The sequence below is a fragment of the Photobacterium sp. TY1-4 genome (assembly GCF_025398175.1).
GTDB lineage: Bacteria > Pseudomonadota > Gammaproteobacteria > Enterobacterales > Vibrionaceae > Photobacterium.
Window position 1 is genome coordinate 1,352,500 of the sequence record NZ_CP099735.1, and the last position, 21,561, is coordinate 1,374,060.

Sequence of the window (21,561 nt, forward strand, 5' to 3'; positions counted from 1 at the left end):
AACACCGGGGACTGTGCCAAACTTAGAATTTACGCTCCCCTCGCTTTTCGGGGAAGAGTCATGACCCGGCGTAGACCGCAGGAGGGAAGATGAAAGTGATCGTGGACTTGTGCATCCGATACGGCCTGTTAGCCCTGATCATGCTGCTCACGCTGCTGGTCGGCTTCGGCAGCCTCGCACACCCCGAGTGGCGGGTGTACCTGATCTTGCTGCTCCCCCTGGCGCTCGTCGGGCTATGGGATTTAATGCAGTCCCGCCATAACCTGCTGCGCAACTACCCCTTAGTGGCGCATATCCGCTGGATGTTTGAGACGTCCCGTCCCTATTTACGCCAATACATCGTTGAAAGTGATTTAAGCGAGCGTCCCTTCAACCGCAAACAACGCTCGCTGGTTTACGAGCGCGCCAAAAATACCGTCGACTCGCAACCCTTCGGTACCGATCTGGATCTCTACAACACCCAGTACGAACTGCTCACCCATTCGATTTGTGCCCGAAAAATAGAAGACACCAATTTCAGGATCCGGGTCGGCGGTCCGCAATGCAGCCAGCCGTACGACGTGTCGCTGCTCAATATCTCGGCGATGAGCTTCGGTGCTCTCAGCGGGAAAGCCATTGAAGCCCTGAACAAAGGGGCCGCCATCGGCGGGTTTTATCACGATACCGGGGAAGGGGGGATCAGCTCTTATCATCGCCGTCACGGCGGCGATTTGGTATGGGAGATCGGCACCGGCTACTTCGGCTGCCGAGATCAGAACGGTCATTTCGACTTGGCATTATTCACCAAACAAGCCCGGCGCGATCAAGTGAAGATGATTGAGATTAAGCTCAGTCAGGGCGCCAAACCCGGCCACGGCGGTGTCTTGCCGGGCATCAAAGTGACCGAAGAAATCGCCCTTGCCCGGCATGTCCCGGTCGGCGTGGCGTGCGTGTCTCCGCCCGCCCACAGTGCCTTCCGGACCCCGATTGAACTGCTGGAATTTGTCGCTTTGCTCCGGGAGCATTCAGGTGGCAAACCCGTCGGGATTAAGCTCTGCATCGGTCACCCCTGGGAGCTGTTTGCGATCTGTAAGGCAATGCTGAAAACCGACATTCTGCTCGACTTTATAGTGGTCGATGGGGCGGAAGGCGGCACCGGCGCAGCACCGGAAGAGTTTTCCGATCATCTCGGCATGACGCTGCGCGAAGGGTTGATCCTGACCCGCAACGCGCTGGTCGGGACCGGCTTACGTAATCATGTCAGTCTGGGGGCCAGCGGCAAAGTCTGCAGCGCTTTTTCAATTGCCAGCAATCTGGCGCTGGGTGCCGACTGGTGCAATGCCGCTCGGGCGTTTATGTTCAGCCTCGGCTGTGTGATGTCGAAAAAATGCCATACCGACAAGTGTCCGACCGGGATCACCACGCAAAATCCGAACCGGCAGCACGGCCTGGTGGTGGCCGACAAATCCATCCGGGTCGCCAATTTCCATCGCAATACGCTGGCAAGACTCGGGGAGCTCATCGGGGCCATCGGCCTGGAGCATCCGAGCGAACTGCGTCCCCATCATCTGCACCACAGAACCAGCCCCAACGCGATTGCCACCATGGATAAAATCAAAGAGTTCCTGCCCTACCGGGCGCTGTTGGATGATCCGGATGCCACCCCTTACGCCGAATGGTGGGCCGCCGCTTCCCCCGACAGTTTTCAGCCGTTGCAACATACCGGCCCCGGTCAATACCGGCGCTAATGCCCGAGATCGAGATTCTGGGTTCAAGGTTCAAGGTTCAAGATTCAAGATTCAAGATTCAAGATTCAAGATTCAGAAAAACAGGATCACCGCCCAGACCAGCCCGGCCAGCAGCATCGAGACAAAGACCGCCGCCGAGCCAATATCTTTGGCCCGGCCGGACAACTCATGATATTCATCCCCCACCCGATCGACCACGGCTTCAACCGCCGAATTGAGCAACTCGACAATCAATACCAGGACCAGACTGGCCACCAGCGCCAGTTGCTCCAGCTTGCTCACCGGCAGGAAAAACGTCACCGGCGTGAGCAAAACCAGGATCCCCAGCTCCATCCGAAACGCTTCTTCATACTTCCAGGCTGCTTTCAGTCCCAGAATGGAATAACAGGCCGCATCATAGACCCGCTTTAATCCCGTCTCACCCGGCTTCATGTCCTGCACTCACTTCAAAAAACTCAGTGCATCATATGCCATGAAGTCATCACTATCGAGGGGGTGACACGCCGAGACGTGATCTCAGCCAATAAAAGCAACGACTTAATCGTTGAGCTTCAGTAACAGCAAATCACAGGGCATCTGGCGCACCAGCGGCTCGCTCGGGGAGAGGAACAACTGGCGAAACAGGTTACATTGGTGATGGCCGAGTACCAGCAGATCCACTTCGAACTGCGAAATGGCGGTGATCAGTTGATCTTCAAGATAGCCAGTGTAGAAGAGGTGTTTATACAGCGGATAATTGGTGCCTTTCAGCAGTCGCCTCATGGCCGCCACCGACGCATAGTGCTCGCTTTCGTCGATGTTCACTGCATCGTATTCACGTACACCGACTTCCAGGTGGCCCAGATCCGGGTCCATATGGATCACGCTAAACAAGGCATGGTGAATCCGCGCCTGCTCTGCCGCTTTCGAGATCAGATATTCAGCGTACTCATCCAGATTCACCGCCAGGAGTAAATGCTTGTATCCCATGACAATCTCCTTTCAGACCATCGCGCCACAGGTACATCAGCCGTCACACCACCGACCAATGCCTACACAAACCATAGAAGAGAATACCGCGAAAACGTAGTTTTATTGCCGGATGTCCCGTCACGGCACCGGTTGACAGGCCGATGCGCTCATGCGTCGGTATCCGGCATCAAACGCTAGCTCAGGTTCTTGACCAACTGATCACAGCTTTGTTTCAGTGCGATCAGTTCCTCCAGCGGCATGGCGCTCTTGCAGAAAATTGCCGCCGGGATCGATTCCGCTTGTATTTTCAACGCATCGCCCTGCTCGGTCAGATACAGCACACGCACCCGCTCATCTTTGTCGCTGCGGCGGCGGCTGACCAGACCTTTGCCTTCCAGCCGCTTGAGCAGCGGCGTCAATGTGCCGGAATCCAAATGCAGCCGGGTGCCGAGATCTTTCACGTTGATGCCGTTTTCAGACCACAGCACCATCATCACCAGATATTGCGGATAAGTCAGATCCAACGCCGCCAGGAGCGGCCGATAAGCCCGGATCATCGCATTCGCCGCACTATAGAGAGAGAAACAGACCTGTTTTTCCAGCACTAAATCAGACGCTTTTCCTTGTGTCAGCGCTTGTGATAGCTCTTGTGATAGCTCTTGTGATAGCTCTTGTGATAGCCCCTGGGATCGTCCCTTGTCTGTCATCGTGATGTACTCACCAAAAAATAAATTGCGCACAATATACTTGCCTTCACCCGCAAGATCGAATTAAGATTGCAGGCAATTAAATTGCACACAACTTAAATTACTCACCAAATCCAAACAAAGGAGTCCACATGACGACGCTATACACCACCACCGCTACAGCTTCTGCCGGTCGCAACGGTCAAGCCAGCACCGACGACGGCAAACTCAACGTCAACCTGAGCTACCCGAAAGAAATGGGCGGCAGCGGTGAGCACACCAACCCGGAGCAACTGTTTGCCGCGGGTTATGCCGCCTGTTTTTCCAATGCCGTACTCCACGTGGCGCGCGAAGGCAAAATCGCCCTCAAAGCAGCACCGGTCTCCGCCCAGGTCGGCATCGGCCCCAATGCGCAAGGCGGTTTTGCCCTGAGCGTCAGCCTGGCCGCCACGGTAGATCTGCCACAAGCGCAGGCCATCACCCTGATCCGCACCGCCCACAGCGTCTGCCCATACTCCAACGCCGTCAAAGGCAACATCGATGTGCAACTGAGTGTCAACGGCGAAGTGCTGTAACACTCTGAAAGGGTTGAATCTCAGCCATTAAAAACCACCCGGCCGATAGAAGATCACAGTCGTTCAATCCCGATGCTGCCGATGATTTTCAATTTCCGGCCGGGCGTTCAGCACCATAAACCACGCCTTACATCACATCGGGGCGATACGAACTCATCATTTCAGATCACCTCCTGCTTCCTTCCCTGTCGCAACCGCGTCACAGCCCTCTGGAGTGCTTTTTTCGTTAACCCCGTCCAAAGACGTCGATCTTTCAAGACGAAAACAGCCGTACCCATCACAAAAACAGGACAACTTAAATTGGCCAATATATGACCTGGAGTTCATATTTTAATCAATCGAAGGCGCGATCTTGCAGTTTGGGTCCATCCGTACCTCCAAGCCAAGGAACGTATACAGGGCCCTACCGGCATCGTCCCCGTACTGATGCCGTTCCCTGTCTCCCCGGAAACAGGACTGAGCGCGTCCTGTTTCTTCACACAAAAAGAGAACAGGACAATGCAAAGCAACGAGATTGAGAATATCAAACAACGCGATGTGAAGTACCTCCAGGCAGATATTGCCTGTGTGAAGGCGATTGCCCAGGCGGCCGTTAATGTCGAGCTGTTTACTATCCCGCTGTATATGACGGCGTTGTATTCGGTGCAGGGCATGCACCAAATTAACAGCAAAGGCAGTACTCTTTATACCGGGCGTTGGTGGCCGGGCTCGGCACCCACGGCGGGCGAGGCACTGACCACCAACGCACAGGTGTTTAACAAGGTCTACAGTGTGTTTGTCGCCGAAATGCTTCACCTGCAACTGGCATCCAATATGGCCAGTACGTTGGGCTTTACCCCAGTGTTCACCAGCAGTGCACTCCAGAGCGAAGATAACGGTTGGCAGTGTTACAACAATACCAGCCAGATCCCGCATATCCTGGACTTTTCTGACTGGAAGGGCACCGATCCGGATTTGAGCCAGCTGAAAGTCGCGCTGCGGGCCATGGACTCAACCCAGGTTGAACTCTTCCTGGCCATCGAAGAGACCGAAGATCGCGCCCGGGAGATGCTGCGTAACCCGCAAGTGACACAAGCCGGCGGGACAGAAACGGCCAAGTATTTTGAAGAGGCGCCGTATAACTGGTTCAGTGCCAGCATGACCGAAAATGATTTACCCATGTTCGGTTCAATCGGGCATATGTACCTGTGTTACTGGCAATATCTGGAAATCGAGTACAGCGATGGCAGCACACTTCTGGGGCATCTGCTGGCAGCTAAAAATGGGCAACGGGATCAGTTTAACAATGTACCACCGCGTAACATGCAGCAATATCCGGGCATAGATGCCACCATTGGACCCACTCTGGATGAGGTGAAGATTCAACTCATCAACAACATCAATGCCATTACCGATCAGGGCGAAGGCGCCGATGTGGTAAAAAACATCCTTGAGCGATGGTCAGAACAATCCTGGGTCAAGGTGTTCCAGAGCAATATGTTAAACGCGGTCCAACAACGCTTCCAGCCCGACAAAGAAGCCCTGAACCTGGACTATCCCGGCTATGATGATGAAGGCAATAAGACAACGCTGCCATCCGGCTCCGCCCAGGCCCGGTTTGAAAACGGCGATAAGGATCACTTCGAATTATTCGAGCAAGTGAAGACCCTGATCAGCCAGCCGGACTACCTCACCTGGGATCAGTGGCACCAGCAACATCCGGACACCCCCTGGACTGCCGACATGCTCGGTAAAGACGGAGCACCGAACCTGCCGTCGACCGAAGCGATTGCCGACGCCCTGAATCGCCTCAACAGCGTGGCTGAAAGAGACAACACGTATCAGCTGTTCAGTCAGGCTGCCGTCGGCACCATTAAGGGGATCACCACAGCACTGAACCGTTACTGGGCCGAACCGGATGCGGAATTTCCGTCACCAGCGATGGGCGGCTCGGGCGATCGCATTTCGATCTGCTGGGCAGTGACCGGCCGCTGTCCTGATCTGGTTACCGGGATCGCCAACCAGCAATCGGGCACCTTGTATCATGCCTGCCAGGGAATGGCGATGTACCCGGAAACAGGCACCACAGAAGGTAAGGAAGCAGAGAACAGCTGTGCCAACGTCCTGAGCTATCACAGCTGTAAAGGCTCGAATGAGTGTAAAACCCAGGGCGGCTGCGGCTTTGTGCAAAGTGCCAGTGGCGGCGGCAGTTGCAGCAGCAGCGCCGCGAAAGGGCTCAAAAGTGCCCCGGCAGACAACCTGTGCGGCGGGTTTGGCGGCTGTGCCGTCCCGATTTCTGCCTCGCAGCTGTTCCCGCACCAGGTTGACAACGATTACCGGATGCAGCTTTATACCTTTGGTCCGGCCCCGGACTTTCCGGCAGAGAAAACCCGTTGGCCGCAGCTCAAAGCCCGGGACATGCTGCCACCGGTGGTCCAGTATGTGGATGCCATGCCCTATCAGCCCGGAGAAGCTGTCTATGATGTCGCCTGGCGCGCCTATTGCGAGGCAAAAGGGTTGATTAAAGTCACCAAAACCATCCATGGTGACAAGATTGAAATCCCCGAGCCACCGCAGCCGAGTGACATCCGCCTGGCCATGCCACCGTCAACCTGAGGACTGGCTCAATGACCCAAACGTTCAACCCATCTCAGCAAGGCTCCCCTCGGGGGGGCCTTTTCTCCTCAGCCGGTGCGCCACAATTGCCAAACCGGCTGGGCCTGGAAAACCTCGGCTTTGGTGTCGGTTTACGGACCCAGCATTTTCCTTACCTGATGCAGCAGGACGACTGGTCCGTTGACTGGTTTGAGATCATCAGCGAGAACTTCATCGACAACTACGGTTATGCCCGCCACGTGCTGGAGCAGGTCCGTGCCCGGCGTCCGGTGGTCATGCACGGGGTATCGATGAATCTCGGCAGCAGCGATCCCCTCGATGAAATCTATCTCGGCAAACTCAAAGCTCTGGCGGATGACATCGAACCGGCATGGATATCCGATCACTTGTGCTGGACCGGGGCCCTCGGCATCAACAGCCATGATCTGTTGCCGATGCCGCTGACCGCGGAAAGTCTGCGTCATGTCGCGGCGCGGATCCACGATGTACAAGAGCGCCTGCAACGTCCGCTGATCCTGGAAAATCCGTCAACCTACCTGGAATTTCGACAGAACAGCTACAGCGAATGGGATTTTCTGGCCGAACTGGTTCGGCAAACCGGTTGCGGGCTGCTGCTCGATGTCAACAATGTCTATGTGTCGGCCTATAACCACGGCTACGATCCCGTGACCTACATCGAATCCCTGCCCCATGACAGCATTGTCCAAATGCACCTGGCCGGACCGACCGAGGTGGGCGACTGCCTGATTGATACCCATGATCAGCCCGTCCCGGCCCAAGTCTGGCAGCTCTACCAACGGGCACTTGCACTAACCGGCGGGACGGCCACCTTGCTGGAATGGGATGCCAATATTCCTGACTTCCCAGAGCTGGTCCGGGAGCTAGATAAAGCCCGCGGTGTTGCCCAGGGCCGGCTGCCGGAAAACGCCCCGAGTGTGTCTCAGGCAACCCCGGCTGGTGCAGCGATTTCAACCCCGATTGTTCGATAGGTATCTTGATGGCGCATCCAACGTTACAACAATCCCAACAATGGCTGATGACCATCCTGGCGGTGCGCGGGGATCTGCGCCAGAAAGTAATGGCGGCGACCCAAGCCACTCACCTGCCGCCGGAATCTTATTTGGCGGACCCAAACGAAGGTAACCGCAGGCTGGAACCGCCAGGACACACCCAACCTCAGGAGCCGACGGCAGGCGACACTTCCATATCTATTGCTGAAGCACAAGCACGATCACTGGCAAGTCCGCTCAGGCGCCTGGATATCTATGCCGCCGGGTATGTAATGCGGTTGGTCGAGTGTCTTCAGGCCGAATACCGGATCCTGGCTGCATTTATGGGAGAGAAGGTGTTTCATGACTTTGCCAAGGCCTATATTGTCAGTCGGCCTTCCAGTCATCGTAGTTTGTATGATTTAGGCCGGGATTTTCCGCGCTTTCTGGCCGAGACCCGGCCGGATGGCGATTTAAACCCGGAGCAACGGGCCTTTTTCGTCCTGCCGCAGGAGATCGCACAAGTCGAACGGGCCCGGGCTGAAGTCGCCCTTGCCAAAGGATTTGAGGGAAAGCCGCTCTCCGTTTCCCCAATGTTGAACGGGTTGGCGTTGTTTCACGAACCAATCCGGCTGACGCCCGCACCTTGCCTGCGCCTGCTCGCGCTGGAATACCCGGTCCTGCCCCTGATGAGCGCGCTGGAAGCAGCGCAAGAGGCTGCAAGGGCGAATACCGCGAACTCAACCGATGGATTGTCGCCACAAACTGGCGCACCCGAGCTGACATCAGCAGCACTGACCATACCCGAATCCGCTGCAAACTGGCTGGCCTTGTCGCGGGTCAACTATCAGCTGACCACGGTCGAGCTGACGCCCTGGCAGCATGCTTTGCTCACTGCCTGTCAGCAATCCGCCGGGCTCAACGAAGCCGTTCATGCCGCGGCACAATCAGAAGGCCTCAACACCGGCGATATCTATACCCGGCTGATGCTCTGGTTACCGGCAGCTGTCACCCAAGGACTGTTGTGCGTCGACGGAGAAACACTCCCTTGAGCATTTTCATTTTAAAGCCATCAAAGAGGCCGCATGACCTGCTGTAAGACGCGACTGAATCCAGGCGGTTTACATTGTAAAGCGGCAAGCTCAGGGCTTGCCGCTTTGCTGTCACTGGCGCTTGAAGCGGGTTATTCCAGCACCCGGGCCAGCTCGTCCAGGGAGGACGGATCATCAATGGTTGAGGGCACCACGTACTGCTCGCCATCGGCAATTTGGCGGATCACCCGGCGCAGGATCTTACCGGAGCGGGTTTTCGGCAACCGGTCGACGATGATGGCCTGCTTAAAGCACGCCACCGCGCCAATCTCCTGCCGCACTTTCTGCAACAGCGCCTGCTCAATATTGCCGTTCTCCGAGACAAAACCGTCTTTGAGCACCACCAGCCCGAGCGGCAGCTGACCTTTCAGCTCGTCATGGATCCCGATCACCGCGCATTCGGCGACGGCTTCATGGCTGCCGACCACTTCTTCCATTTCCCCGGTCGAGAGCCGGTGCCCGGCCACGTTGATCACATCGTCAATCCGGCCCATCACGAACAGGTAGCCGTCTTCATCGATATAACCGCCGTCACCAGAGACGTAGTAGCCCGGAAACTGGCTCAGATAACCGGACTCAAACCGGTCGTGATTGCGCCACACCGTCGGCAGGCAGCTCGGCGGCAACGGGCGCTTGATCGCGATATAGCCTTGCGTATTGGCAGGTTGCGCCTCGCCCAGCTCGTTGAGCACCTCAACCTGATAACCCGGAACGGGTTTCGTGGCTGAGCCGGGTTTGACCGCAAAGCGCTCCAGACCAAGCGGATTGCCGGCAATCGCCCAACCGGTTTCGGTCTGCCACCAGTGATCCACCACCGGGCGTCCGGTTTTGGCCTCGACCCACTCCAGCGTCGGCGGATCCAGCCGCTCGCCAGCCATGAAAATCGTGGTCAGGTTGACCATCGGATAATCCTGCAGGAAGGTGCCGTCCGGATCTTCTTTCTTGATCGCCCGAAACGCTGTCGGGGCCGAGAACAACACCCGCACACCGTACTCATTACAAACCCGCCAGAACGCGCCGGGATCCGGGGTTCGGACCGGTTTGCCTTCATACATGATGGTGGTGCAGCCATAAATCAAAGGGGCATACACAATGTAGGAATGGCCGACCACCCAGCCGACATCCGAGGCCGCCCAGAATACATCGCCCGGGTCGACGTTATAAATTGTCGACATACTGTAGTGCATCGCCACCGCATGGCCGCCGTTATCCCGCACCACGCCTTTGGGTTTGCCGGTGGTGCCCGAAGTATAGAGAATGTAAAGCGGATCGGTCGCTTTGACCGGGACACAATCGTGAGGCGTCGCCGTTTGCATCAGGGCCGACCAGTCTCTATCCCGTTCATGATGCAGGTCCGCCAAGCACTGCTTGCGCTGATAAACCACCACATGCGCCGGCTTCCAGCGGCTGTCCATCACCGCCTGATCGACCATCGGCTTGTAGGGGATCACTTTGCTCACTTCCACCCCGCAGCTGGCAGTCATGACCACTTTCGGCTCGGCATCTTCAATCCGCACCGCCAGCTCGTTGGGAGCAAAACCGCCGAACACGACGGAGTGAATCGCGCCCAGCCGGGCACACGCCAGCATCGCCATCGCCGCTTCCGGGATCATCGGCATGTAAATCACCACACGATCGCCTTTCTCGACGCCGAGTCCGGCCAGCATCCCGGCGACTTTGGCGACCTGATCCCGCAGCACCCGGTAGGTATAGCGAGCTTTCTGCCCGGTGACCGGCGAGTCGTAAATCAGCGCCGTCTGATCGCCCCGGCCCTGCGCCACATGGTGGTCCAGCGCCAGATAGGCCGTATTCAGTTCACCGTCAGCAAACCAGCGCTCAATGCCGTGTTCGTCCTGACTCAAAATTGTTTGTGGAAATTGAAACCAAGCCAGATTCTCGGCCTGCTGCTTCCAAAAGACTTCCGGCTCTGCGGCCGATAAATCAAATGCTTCCTGATATGCAGACATATTGCTTCCTCCAGTATGTCCTGATACCAATCACAGTAAGTAAGTGATCAGAAATAGCGCAGGAAAAATGCTTGAGAACAAGGCAGAATTTTTCGATAAGTAGTTATTCTACAATCAAAAATTCTAACGCAGTTATCGAGCGTTTTAACAAGCTAGGATGACCAGTTATTTACTACGATTGGTATGAGATTGCTCATCTCCAAACGCGCTCAAGCCACCACTTCGGCGGGCACCCGGACAAATCCTTCCATCAGGATCCGTGCACTACGGCTCATGATGGCTTTTTCCACCACCCAATCCTGACCCACAACCCGCGCCTTTGCCCCCACCTTTAAGGTGCCGGACGGATGGCCGAAGGTCACCGACTCTCGCTCACCGCCGCCGGCTGCGATATTCACCAGGGTTCCCGGGACACAGGCCGCTGAGGCAATCGCGACTGCGGCGGTCCCCATCATCGCGTGGTGCAGCTTGCCCATCGACAACGCCCGCACCAGCACATCAACGTCTCCAGCCGCAACGGGCTTACCGCTCGACGACACATAGGTTTTCGGCTCGGACACAAAAGCAATTTTCGGCGTATGCTGACGGCTCTTCGCTTCTTCCAGCCGCTCAATCAGCCCCATTTTCAACGCGCCGTAAGCCCGGATCTGCTCGAACATTGCCAGCGTTTGTTCATCATTGTTGATGTCATCCTGCAGTTCGGTGCCGGTGAACCCAATCACTTCGGCGTCGATAAAAATGGTCGGGATCCCGGCATTGATCAGCGTGGCACTGAAGGTGCCGACGCCCGGCACCTCCAGCGTATCGACCACATTCCCGGTCGGAAACATCGACCCTTCGCCATCGGCCGGATCCATAAAGTCGACCTGAATCTCAGCCGCCGGAAACGTGACCCCGTCGAGCGCAAAAGCCCCGGTCTCCTGCACCTGACCCTTGACGATCGGCACATGCACCACAATGGTTTTGCCGATATTGACCTGCCACACCCGCACCGTCGCAATCCCGTTTTCCGGCAAACGCTCTCTGGCGATTAAACCGGCATGGATCGCGAACGGGCCGACCGCCGCCGACAAATTGCCGCAGTTGCCGCTCCAATCGACAAACGGCTGATCAATCGACACCTGACCGAACAGGTAATCCACATCATGATCTGCACGCTCGCTTTTGGAGACAATCACGGTTTTACTGGTGCTCGAGGTCGCACCGCCCATGCCGTCAATCTGCTTGCCGTAAGGGTCCGGGCTGCCAATCACTCGCAGCAGCAGGCGGTCACGAGCTTCGCCGGGCACCTGAGCCGCCGGCGGGAGATCTTCCAGACTAAAAAATACGCCTTTGCTGGTGCCGCCACGCATATAGGTGGCGGGCACTTTAACCTGAGACGCAGATACACTCCTTGTCATGATGCCCCCTTTACTTGGCCAGAAAGTCTTGCGCGAAGCGCTGCAACACGCCGCCCGCAGCATAGACATGCACTTCATCGGCAGTGTCGAGACGACAGGTGACCGGCACATCGACTTTTTCGCCGTTAGCACGGGTGATCACCAGTGCCAGCTCGGCGCCCGGGGTGATCTCACCGACCACGTCGTACAGCTCGGTGCCGTCCAGTGCTAACGTGTTGCGGTTAACCCCGGCTTTGAACTGCAAGGGCAGCACGCCCATACCGACCAGGTTGGTGCGGTGAATGCGCTCGAATCCTTCAGCGACAATGGCTTCAACCCCGGCCAGACGTACCCCTTTAGCGGCCCAGTCGCGAGACGAGCCCTGACCGTAATCGGCCCCGGCCACCACGATCAGCGGCTGCTTGCAGTTCATGTAGGTTTCAATCGCTTCCCACATCCGCGTCACCTTGCCTTCCGGCTCAATCCGCGCCAGCGAGCCCTGCACGACTTCGCCGTTGTCTTTGACCATTTCGTTGAACAGTTTCGGATTCGCCAGCGTCGCCCGCTGCGCGGTCAGGTGATCGCCGCGGTGGGTGGCGTAGGAGTTAAAGTCCTCTTCCGGCAAGCCCATGGTGGCGAGATATTCCCCGGCCGCACTGGACGCCAGAATCGCATTGGACGGCGATAAGTGGTCGGTGGTGATGTTGTCGCCCAGGATCGCCAGCGGACGCATCCCCGACAGGGTCCGCTCCCCGGCCAGCGCGCCTTCCCAGTACGGTGGACGGCGGATATAGGTGCTCATCGGACGCCAGTCATACAGCGGGTTGCTGTTGCGCGCCTCGTCATCCAGCTTGAACATCTGGATATAGACCTGATTAAATTGCTCCGGCTTAACGTACTGGCCGACCACCGCATCAATTTCTTCGTCGCTTGGCCACAAGTCATTAAGGTAGACCGGATTGCCCTGCGGGTCTGTGCCCAGCGCATCGCGCTCGATATCAAAACGGATCGAGCCTGCCAGCGCATAGGCGACCACCAGCGGCGGCGAGGCCAGGAACGCCTGCTTGGCGTACGGGTGGATCCGGCCATCGAAGTTGCGATTGCCTGAAAGGACCGCAGTGGTGTAGAGATCACGTTCAATAATTTCTTGCTGAATTTCCGGATCCAGTGCGCCGCTCATGCCGTTACAGGTGGTACAGGCATAACCGACAATTCCGAAGCCCAGTTTTTCCATTTCCGGCAGCAGGCCAGCTTCTTCTAAGTACAGCTTGGCGACTTTCGATCCCGGTGCAAACGAGGTTTTCACCCAAGGCTTGCGCACCAGCCCCAGTGCATTGGCTTTCTTGGCCACCAGCCCGGCGGCCACGACGTTGCGCGGGTTACTGGTATTGGTACAGGAGGTAATGGCGGCAATAATCACAGCGCCGTCCGGCAACTCACCGGCTTTTTCTTCCCACGGACCGGCAATGCCCCGCGAGGCCAGCTCTGCGGTCGGCAGACGTCGGTGCGGGTTCGACGGACCGGCCATGTTGCGCGCCACTTGCGAGATATCAAATTCCAATACCCGCTCGTAAACCGCGCTTTGCAGATCATCGGCCCACAGACCGGTTTGCTTGGCGTATTGCTCCACCAGCTTGACTTGCGCGTCATCACGACCGGTCAGCTTGAGGTAGTTAATGGTCTGCTCGTCGATGTAGAACATCCCGGCGGTGGCACCATATTCCGGGGTCATATTGGAAATCGTTGCCCGATCGCCAATCGTCAGATCTTGGGTCCCTTCGCCGAAAAATTCCAGATACGAGGACACCACCCGCTCATTGCGCAGGAACTCGGTTAAGGCCAGCACAATATCGGTGGCAGTAATGCCCGGCTGACGTTGGCCGGTCAGTTTGACCCCGACGATATCCGGCAGGCGCATCATGGACGGGCGGCCCAGCATCACGGTTTCGGCTTCGAGGCCCCCGACCCCAATGGCGATCACCCCCAGCGCATCGACATGCGGGGTGTGGCTGTCGGTCCCGACACAGGTATCGGGATAGGCAATCCCGTCCTTGGCCTGGATCACCGGCGACATTTTCTCCAGATTGATCTGGTGCATGATGCCGTTCCCGGCCGGGATCACGCTGACGTTCTCAAACGCGGTTTTACACCAGTTGATGAAGTGAAACCTGTCTTCATTGCGGCGCTCTTCGACGGCGCGGTTCTTGTCAAACGCATCCGGGTCAAACCCGGCGTGCTCCACCGCGAGGGAGTGATCGACAATCAGCTGGGTTTCCACCACCGGGTTCACTTTGGCCGGATCGCCACCTTGCTCGGCGATGGCATCGCGCAGGCCCGCCAAATCAACCAGGGCGGTCTGGCCCAGAATGTCATGGCACACCACGCGCGCCGGATACCAGGGGAAATCCAGATCGCGCTTGCGCTCAATCAGTTGCTTCAAACTCTCCGTGAGACTGTCCGGATCGCAGCGTCGAACCAGCTGTTCGGCCAGCACGCGTGAGGTGTAGGGGAGTGTCTCGTAGGCCCCGGGTGCAATCGCATTGGCGGCTTCCCGGGTATCAAAAAAATCGAGTCCGCTGCCGGCCAGCGGCTTACGGTATTGGGTGTTTATCTTCATTGCTTCCCTCCGTGAGTCTTATGCTCACAGACGCTTTCAGGCGACGTTCAGATCTTGATGCTCCCCCCGGCCATCTGCGCCGGGGGGAGGGATTGGCGGGACTCCTTGGGCGGAGTCTGCTGCAGCGTGTTATTTCCGCGCTTCGATGGGCAGCCACGCTTGTGGCTCCGGCCCGACGTAGTCGGCGCTCGGGCGGATGATGCGGTTGTTGGCGCGCTGCTCATACACATGAGCGGCCCAGCCCGTCACCCGACTCATCACAAAGATCGGCGTGAACAGCTTGGTCGGGATCCCCATGAAGTGATAGGCCGAGGCGTGGAAGAAATCGGCGTTACAGAACAGATTTTTCTCGCGCTTCATCACCTGCTCTACCCGCTCGGACACCGCATACAGACGGGTGTCACCCACATCGGCAGCCAGTTTTTCCGACCATGCTTTAATTAAAGCATTGCGGGGATCGGACTCACGGTAAATCGCGTGACCAAAGCCCATGATTTTCTCTTTCTTCGCCAGCATGTCCATGATCCCGGCTTCCGCTTCATCCGGCGTCTGCCACTGCTCGATCATTTCCATCGCCGCTTCGTTGGCACCGCCGTGCAGCGGGCCGCGCAGGCTACCGATAGCCGCGGTAATGCACGAGTGCAGATCCGACAGGGTCGAGGCACACACCCGGGCGGTAAAGGTCGAAGCGTTGAACTCATGCTCGGCATACAGTACCAGCGAACAGTGCATCACTTGTTTGTGCAGCTCAGATGGCGTTTTGCCGGTCAGCATTTCCAGGAAATAGCCACCGATGCTGTCCTGATCGCTGTTGGCGGTATCAATCCGCACCCCATCGTGGCTGTAGCGGTACCAGTAGCAGATCATGGCTGGCAGCATCGCCAGCAGGATGTCGGTCTTGCTTTCCTGCTCGGAAAAGTCCAGCTCCTGATCCAGGTTGCCCAGCATCGAGCACCCGGTCCGCATCACATCCATCGGATGGGCATCGGCCGGGATTTCTTCCAGCACCCGACACAGCGCCGGCGGCAGACCACGGGCCTGTTTCAGCACCTGCTTGTAGCCGTCCAGCTCGGCCTGGGTCGGCAACTTGCCTTTCAACAGCAAATGCGCCACTTCTTCGAATTCGGCATGATGGGCCAGATCCGTGATGTCATAGCCACGGTAGGTCAGCCCGGTGCCGCTTTTACCCACGGTACACAGCGCTGTTGTCCCGGCGCTCTGGCCACGCAGACCGGCACCACCTAATTGTTTGTTATCCTTTTCCTTATCAGCTACGGCTAACGCAGTCATAGCAGACTCCTTATTTGTTCACGTTATCCAACGCCTGAGTCTCCGTTGCGACGGCTGATCGCCCTCGCTTTGATCATCAGGCAATGACTGTTTCCAGCGTTTGGTTTGTTATCAAAATAATTAATCTGGTCTTCGCAACGCGCGGCGTTGCGGGTCTTGCTGCGGAGGACTGACAAGGCGGACACTGCGAGCCGCACGCCCCAGGGCAAAGCAACTCGTCACACCTTCTCTCCATTTCATTGTTCGCTTTAGCGACCGAACGGCGACTCCCTGCCGTTCAGCGTTGCATCACTCGCCCTTTTGCTGATCAAACAGCTGGTCGAGCTTCTTCTCATAATCATGGTAGCCAAGATAATGGTAGAGCTGCTCACGGGTTTGCATCTGATCGACCACGTTGCGCTGATGGCCGTCTTTGAGCAGATGCTGATACACATTAAGCGCCGCCTGATTCATCGCCCGGAACGCCGACAACGGATACAGCACCATGTCGACACCGCACTCGGCCAGCTCTTCACGGCTGAACAGCGGGGTCTGACCGAACTCGGTGATATTGGCCAGGATCGGCACCTTCACCGCATCGGCAAACTGCTTGTACTGCTCCAGCGTATTAATCGCTTCGGGGAAAATCATATCGGCCCCGGCGTCGACACAGGCAATCGCCCGTTCAATCGCCGCGTCCATCCCTTCGACAGCCAGCGCATCGGTACGCGCCATGATGACAAAATCCGGATCCACGCGGGCATCGACCGCCGCCTTGATCCGATCGACCATTTCATCCTGGCTGACAATTGCTTTGTTCGGGCGGTGACCACAGCGCTTCTGCGCCACCTGATCTTCCATGTGGACTGCCGCGGCACCGGCACGCTCCATCTCTTTAATGGTCCGGGCAATATTGAAAGCGCCGCCAAAGCCGGTATCAATATCCACCAGCAGCGGCAGGCTTGAAGCCGCGGTGATGCGACGGACATCTTCCAGCACATCGTTGAGGGTGGTGATGCCGAGATCCGGCAAGCCGTACGAGGCATTGGCAATCCCGCCGCCGGAGAGGTAAATAGCCTGGTGACCCACCTGCTCCGCCATCATGGCGCAGTACGGGTTGATGGTCCCGACCACCTGCAATGGCTGGCTGGTGGCAACGGCCTGGCGGAAGTGTTTTCCTGGACTCATGATACGTTCTCCTTGTCCTCAGTGAGTTGTTGTTCGATTAACAATCGGCTGCGCATGATGTGTCGGCGCATCAGCATTTCGGCCAGTTCGGCATCCCGCTCACGCAGGGCAGACAGCAGGTGGAAATGCTCGGTCAGCGCCTGCTCCGGACGGGAGTGCGAGCGCTGGGACTGATGGCGGTACATCCGCAGCAAATGATAAAGCTCGTCACACAGCAGACCGATCAGGGTGCTGTTGCGGCTGGCCTGGATGATCCGGTAATGAAAGTCGAAATCCCCTTGCTGGTGGAAATAGGACGCCCCTTCCACCTCTTCGATGTGCTGCTGGTGGGTATCCAGCAACTGCTGCAGGGCCTCAATTTCGGCATCGGTAATATGCTGGCAGGCCAGGCGCACCGCCATCCCTTCCAGCGCTTCGCGCACCGCGTAGATCTCGACCAGTTTTTCCCGGCTCAGGGCAATCACCCGTGCGCCGACATGGGGCACCCGCTCTACCAGACCGAGGGATTCCACCCGCATCATGGCTTCGCGCAGCGGGCCGCGACTAACGCCGAAACGGCGTGCCAGTTCCGGCTCAGAGATCTTACTGCCGGCGGCAAACTGTCCTTTAACAATCAAATCAATCAGCTGCTCGGTCAGATTCTCCGACTTGGTCAGCTCCTTGGCCGCAGCCATCGAAAGGGACGATGCTTCCCCCGCTGGCTCAACGTGATTGTCGACATCGCATAAGGCGACGGCTTGTTCTTTCATCATAACTGTCAACAATTGCTTAACTTAAGAACAAAAATAGCGCTTAAAATGCGTTCAATCAAGGGGGATTGTTAACAGTTTGAATTAGACCTTGGTCTATATTGTCGACAATGTGAGGAATAGCCAGAAAAGAGACCGCAAAAATAGGGGCCGAACAAGCAGATTGTCGACAGCAAAAAAAACCGGCCTGGTCGGCCGGTTTGACGTTCAAGCGAACGCATCGATCGCGATGCGCTCTCCAGAGCAAAGTTAGATATCCAAGATAATCGTCTTGCGGGCTTTCTTGCCCTGATTGTCAGTGACAATCAGCTGTACTTTCTGTTTGCCGCGTTGCTCAAACAGATGGAAAGCCACCCCGCCTTTTTGCACGCTGCCGTCCGGGAAAACCCACTTGGTGTCGACAATATGGCCATCCGAGTCACTGCTTTCCGACCACAGCATTGCCATCCGGCCCAGGTTGAAATAACCCGCTTCGGCAACCGGCTTCTGGTTACGCGGCTCTAACTCAACCACTTGCTGGGTAGAGCTGGTCGCGCCGGAATTATCGGTGACGGTCAGGGTCACGGTATAACGACCGAAATGCTGATAACGATGCGACGGATTCGCCTCGGTGCTGGTGGCACCGTCACCGAAGTCCCACTGCACGCCGGTGATTTCACCGTCGCTGTCCAGGCTCTGGTTGACGAAATCAACACGCTTGTGACGAGAGAGATACGTGAAGTTCGCTTCCGGCGCGGCATTGTCTGCTTCGGCAGAAATCCGGATCACCCCGTAGCGGTTATCGTCCGCCTGGCGCACCACATCAATCGAAATGCCGAACTGCGCCAGCTGACGACCAGCATCCGGGATCTCCGGTGAGGTGTAGTCGGCGCCATCGTTGAACGATGCATTGGCAATCAGGCTCGGATCTTCCAGCACATCATCATTGTTGACCAGACGCAGCGGGGCCTGATCCTGCAATGAAAATGCCGCATCGCGAACCTGGTAGCGGGTGGTCGCCGGCTCGCCGGTTTGTGACCATTTCAGAGTTGCCTGATCGGCATCCACCACACCCAGCCAGCCTGCGCCCGGATGCTCGCCGACCCAGTTGTCGGTCATCGACTCATCGACATACCACACAATCAGGCCCGGCTCGAAGGTCATCAGCTGACCCATGCGCTTGATGTTCGCCAGACCCTGATCGACATCCTGATGGCTACGCCATTGCAGCAGGTAATACTGATCAGCTTCGTGGAAACCCTGATTGCGGGTATAACCGGTAAAGACAAACTGATCTTCGGTTTCCGCATCCGCGCTGAACACCACGCTTTCATCGGCCGTCACCGTCATCTGATCAAGGTAGAAACCTTCTTCGGCCAGACCGCCATCGGTGATGTAGTCAAAGCTCAGGGTGATGGTCTGTCCGGCCCACGGGGTCAGATCAAACTTGGCATCGGTCCAGCCTTCGGACGAGCCGGTCACTGCCGGCACCAGACCGGTATTGAGCGGATCGTTCATGGTGGTGATTGAACCGGCGATCTGCTGGCCGTTGACCAGCACGCGGGCAAAGTCATAATCAGTTTCTATCTGGAACCAGGCTTTAAAGTCCAGCGAGATCCGACCGGCCGACGGCAGGGTGATTTCGCGGCTCATGCTGGTACGCAGATCGTCACCTTTCTGCGAATAGAACTGGTAGTCCCCGGCAAACGGTGCGACCCCGTCCACCTGCTTGCGCGGCAGATTAATGCGCACCAGGTTCATGGCGTCATTATTGACGGTTTCGGACAGGGTAATGGTATGCGACTGGCCTTTCAGCTCCTCCAGCGACAAGGTGCTGTCGAGGATCCAGTTGCCACCGATGGCCGATTGCAGGAAGGTTTTCGCCCAGCCACTGAATGCAGTCGGCTGCGTCCCGCCAATCTGACCGGCCCAGCTGCCCGAAGACATGATCGACCAGTAAGAGACCGGCTCGCCCTGCCCGGTGTACTTGGTGTCGTACTCATCCGGCAGACCCAGGTCATGGCCGTATTCGTGGGCACATACCCCGGCTGCGGCATCAATCGGCTGAATGGTGTAGTCAAATGCCGCGTACTGACCGTTGAACCGGCCCGGGACCTGGCTCGATGTACCGGTCAGGATATGCGGCTGACCCAGGTTGAAGCGGTGGGACCAGATTGCGTTCTCATTCAGCACCCCGCCACCGGCCTCTTCACCGACCGACGCATGGAACACCATCAGGTGGTCAATCACGCCATCCGGCTCACGAAAATTCCCGTCACCGTCATAGTCGTAGCGATCTTCGATATCGTAATCGGCCAGATTGATATTCGGATCTTTGGCCAGCTGATCCAGCGCTTCCCGCACCAGATCCTGCGCCCGCAGATCGTTGTCTGTGGTCGGCGAGTTGCCGCCGTAATACGCCGCGTTCTGGCTCGCCCGGTACCAACCGAAAGCCTGGCCGGACACGCTGTATGTATTGCCGGATTCCTGCTCGTAATACTGACGCATCGAGATCAGATTCTCGCCGTTCGGGCCGGTGTATCCCTCACCGGAGAACAGCAGGTTCTGGTAGTGCTCGTTCGAATAACTGTCATAGAGCATTTCGGTATGCTCTGAGGTCAGGCGATTGTCATCCCACGGCAGATCCGGGAAATCGACCAGCAGCGCCAGCACTTTGTCGGTGCGTTTCTGGCTCAGATCCAGCGCGAAGATACTCGGACCATGGGCATGACCCGGCATTTTCATCTGCTTCAGCACATTGGCCCGGTTAAGCAGCGCCTGCTTGTCAAACTGCGCATCCCCATGAAAGCCTTTGTTGGCCTTCTTGGCCAGGTAAGCTTCCAGCGCTTGCTGCTTCTGCTGGCTCGTCGCGTCAGGGGCGATATCCCCACGCTGGATCAGCATCTCGATCAGCTTCTCTTCATTGGCTATGGCCAAGTCCGCAGGCGTTGCCGCGTGGGCAGACACCGTTCCTAGCAAAGCAATCAGTGACGTTGCGATTGCAGTTCTTTTTATGCTTATCATTATTATTCCTTTTATCAATGATAATGTTGTGCTGTCTTGAAGGTGCAGCAACCCGATTTCGCCGTAGCGAAACTGAAAAAAGTAAAACCTGGTAATAATCTGGACGGTTAGCCCGAATTGGGGGTTGGTTTGCGCTGCTGCTCAAGCTGCGCACGGCCGATGCAATCAATGCCTTGTTTTTCAGACAAATCTTGATCAGGTATTCCAACCGGGGATTTTTGCCGACGATGTTTTTGATTGAGGTAGATTTGCAGCGCCTGTTGCTGTTCGTGCGCGGTCAGTCCCTGGCAGATCACCCCGCGGGCAATCAGTGAACGAATCATTCGCTCATCATCGACAACGGCAGTTTCCGCAATGGAAAAGCCTGAATAAACAGCAATATAAAGTAGAATTAATACTCGAAACACGGCTTGACATCCTGTCCGGCTAACGTGATTTGAACCTAATTTAGGGCGATTACCGAAGAGTTTCAACGCTCTGGGTATCATTAGTTAAATAAATGTAAATGGTTAGAACCATCATCACATTATCAACAATTCAGGTCATGATGCCTTGTCAAAATCCCAAAAAATGTCTTATTTAAAAGACATCCCGCTGCGCCCCTGTGGCAGGCACATCACCGCGCCGCAAACCCAACCGGACGGGCCTCTGATGACCTTGAGTGCATATAATGAGCACAGAAACATGCTTCACTGAGATGTGATTTCAGAAATAGCAGGCAGGGTCCGCACGATGAATGTTGCGGACTCCCTCTGTACGGAACGCGAGCAACCTC

General features: G+C 56.8%; 16 protein-coding genes. 5 read left to right on the forward strand and 11 right to left on the reverse strand.

The genetic code is table 11. The annotated features are described in order from the left end of the window. Positions 1-89 precede the first annotated feature (89 nt). Positions 90-1,727: an FMN-binding glutamate synthase family protein gene (locus NH461_RS22830; protein WP_261603255.1), complete on the forward strand. Its 1,638-nt coding sequence runs from the start codon at positions 90-92 to the stop codon at positions 1,725-1,727. Between the two features lie 72 nt (positions 1,728-1,799). Here NH461_RS22830 and NH461_RS22835 read toward each other — a convergent pair whose 3' ends face one another. The 3 genes from NH461_RS22835 to NH461_RS22845 form a co-directional block, all read right to left on the reverse strand. Further along, the gene (locus NH461_RS22835) at positions 1,800-2,159 is read right to left on the reverse strand and encodes a diacylglycerol kinase (RefSeq protein WP_261603256.1); all 360 of its coding nucleotides are present in this window, start codon (positions 2,157-2,159) and stop codon (positions 1,800-1,802) included. 105 nt (positions 2,160-2,264) lie between these two features. Beyond that, positions 2,265-2,696: a universal stress protein gene (locus NH461_RS22840; protein WP_261603257.1), complete on the reverse strand. Its 432-nt coding sequence runs from the start codon at positions 2,694-2,696 to the stop codon at positions 2,265-2,267. A 176-nt stretch (positions 2,697-2,872) separates the two neighbouring features. Further along, positions 2,873-3,418, reverse strand: a complete 546-nt coding sequence (locus NH461_RS22845) for a MarR family winged helix-turn-helix transcriptional regulator (RefSeq protein WP_261603258.1) — start codon at positions 3,416-3,418, stop codon at positions 2,873-2,875. A 98-nt stretch (positions 3,419-3,516) separates the two neighbouring features. Here NH461_RS22845 and NH461_RS22850 point away from each other — a divergent pair, with 98 nt between their 5' ends. The 4 genes from NH461_RS22850 to NH461_RS22865 all read left to right on the forward strand — a co-directional run bounded on the left by NH461_RS22850 (position 3,517) and on the right by NH461_RS22865 (position 8,575). Then, the gene (locus NH461_RS22850) at positions 3,517-3,939 is read left to right on the forward strand and encodes an organic hydroperoxide resistance protein (protein ID WP_261603259.1); all 423 of its coding nucleotides are present in this window, start codon (positions 3,517-3,519) and stop codon (positions 3,937-3,939) included. Between the two features lie 498 nt (positions 3,940-4,437). Continuing rightward, the gene (locus tag NH461_RS22855) at positions 4,438-6,534 is read left to right on the forward strand and encodes a ferritin-like protein (RefSeq protein ID WP_261603260.1); all 2,097 of its coding nucleotides are present in this window, start codon (positions 4,438-4,440) and stop codon (positions 6,532-6,534) included. 11 nt (positions 6,535-6,545) lie between these two features. After that, entirely contained in the window at positions 6,546-7,523 is a 978-nt protein-coding gene (locus tag NH461_RS22860; protein ID WP_261603261.1) for a DUF692 domain-containing protein, read from the forward strand. Between the two features lie 8 nt (positions 7,524-7,531). Next, the gene (locus tag NH461_RS22865) at positions 7,532-8,575 is read left to right on the forward strand and encodes a putative DNA-binding domain-containing protein (protein WP_261603262.1); all 1,044 of its coding nucleotides are present in this window, start codon (positions 7,532-7,534) and stop codon (positions 8,573-8,575) included. A 131-nt stretch (positions 8,576-8,706) separates the two neighbouring features. Here NH461_RS22865 and NH461_RS22870 read toward each other — a convergent pair whose 3' ends face one another. From NH461_RS22870 to NH461_RS22905, 8 genes are all read right to left on the reverse strand, one after another. After that, positions 8,707-10,581 (reverse strand): propionyl-CoA synthetase, encoded by a 1,875-nt coding sequence (locus NH461_RS22870; RefSeq protein WP_261603263.1) that lies wholly within the window; start codon positions 10,579-10,581, stop codon positions 8,707-8,709. Positions 10,582-10,790: 209 nt separating this feature from the next. Further along, positions 10,791-11,981, reverse strand: a complete 1,191-nt coding sequence (gene prpF, locus NH461_RS22875; RefSeq protein WP_261603264.1) for a 2-methylaconitate cis-trans isomerase PrpF — start codon at positions 11,979-11,981, stop codon at positions 10,791-10,793. A 10-nt stretch (positions 11,982-11,991) separates the two neighbouring features. Next, complete coding sequence (gene acnD, locus NH461_RS22880; RefSeq protein WP_261603265.1) at positions 11,992-14,577, reverse strand: Fe/S-dependent 2-methylisocitrate dehydratase AcnD; 2,586 nt, start codon at positions 14,575-14,577, stop codon at positions 11,992-11,994. A gap of 129 nt (positions 14,578-14,706) precedes the next feature. Continuing rightward, positions 14,707-15,867, reverse strand: coding sequence for a 2-methylcitrate synthase (prpC, locus tag NH461_RS22885; protein ID WP_261603266.1), 1,161 nt, complete (start codon positions 15,865-15,867; stop codon positions 14,707-14,709). A gap of 288 nt (positions 15,868-16,155) precedes the next feature. Beyond that, entirely contained in the window at positions 16,156-17,034 is an 879-nt protein-coding gene (gene prpB, locus NH461_RS22890; RefSeq protein WP_261603267.1) for a methylisocitrate lyase, read from the reverse strand. Further along, positions 17,031-17,708, reverse strand: a complete 678-nt coding sequence (locus NH461_RS22895) for a GntR family transcriptional regulator (protein WP_410000148.1) — start codon at positions 17,706-17,708, stop codon at positions 17,031-17,033. Before NH461_RS22895 ends, prpB begins: the two co-directional genes overlap by 4 nt. 324 nt (positions 17,709-18,032) lie before the next feature. Next, the gene (locus tag NH461_RS22900) at positions 18,033-20,786 is read right to left on the reverse strand and encodes an immune inhibitor A domain-containing protein (protein WP_261603268.1); all 2,754 of its coding nucleotides are present in this window, start codon (positions 20,784-20,786) and stop codon (positions 18,033-18,035) included. Between the two features lie 107 nt (positions 20,787-20,893). Further along, on the reverse strand, positions 20,894-21,259 hold the full coding sequence (locus NH461_RS22905) for a hypothetical protein (protein ID WP_261603269.1): 366 nt from the start codon (positions 21,257-21,259) through the stop codon (positions 20,894-20,896). Between the last annotated feature and the right edge of the window lie 302 nt (positions 21,260-21,561).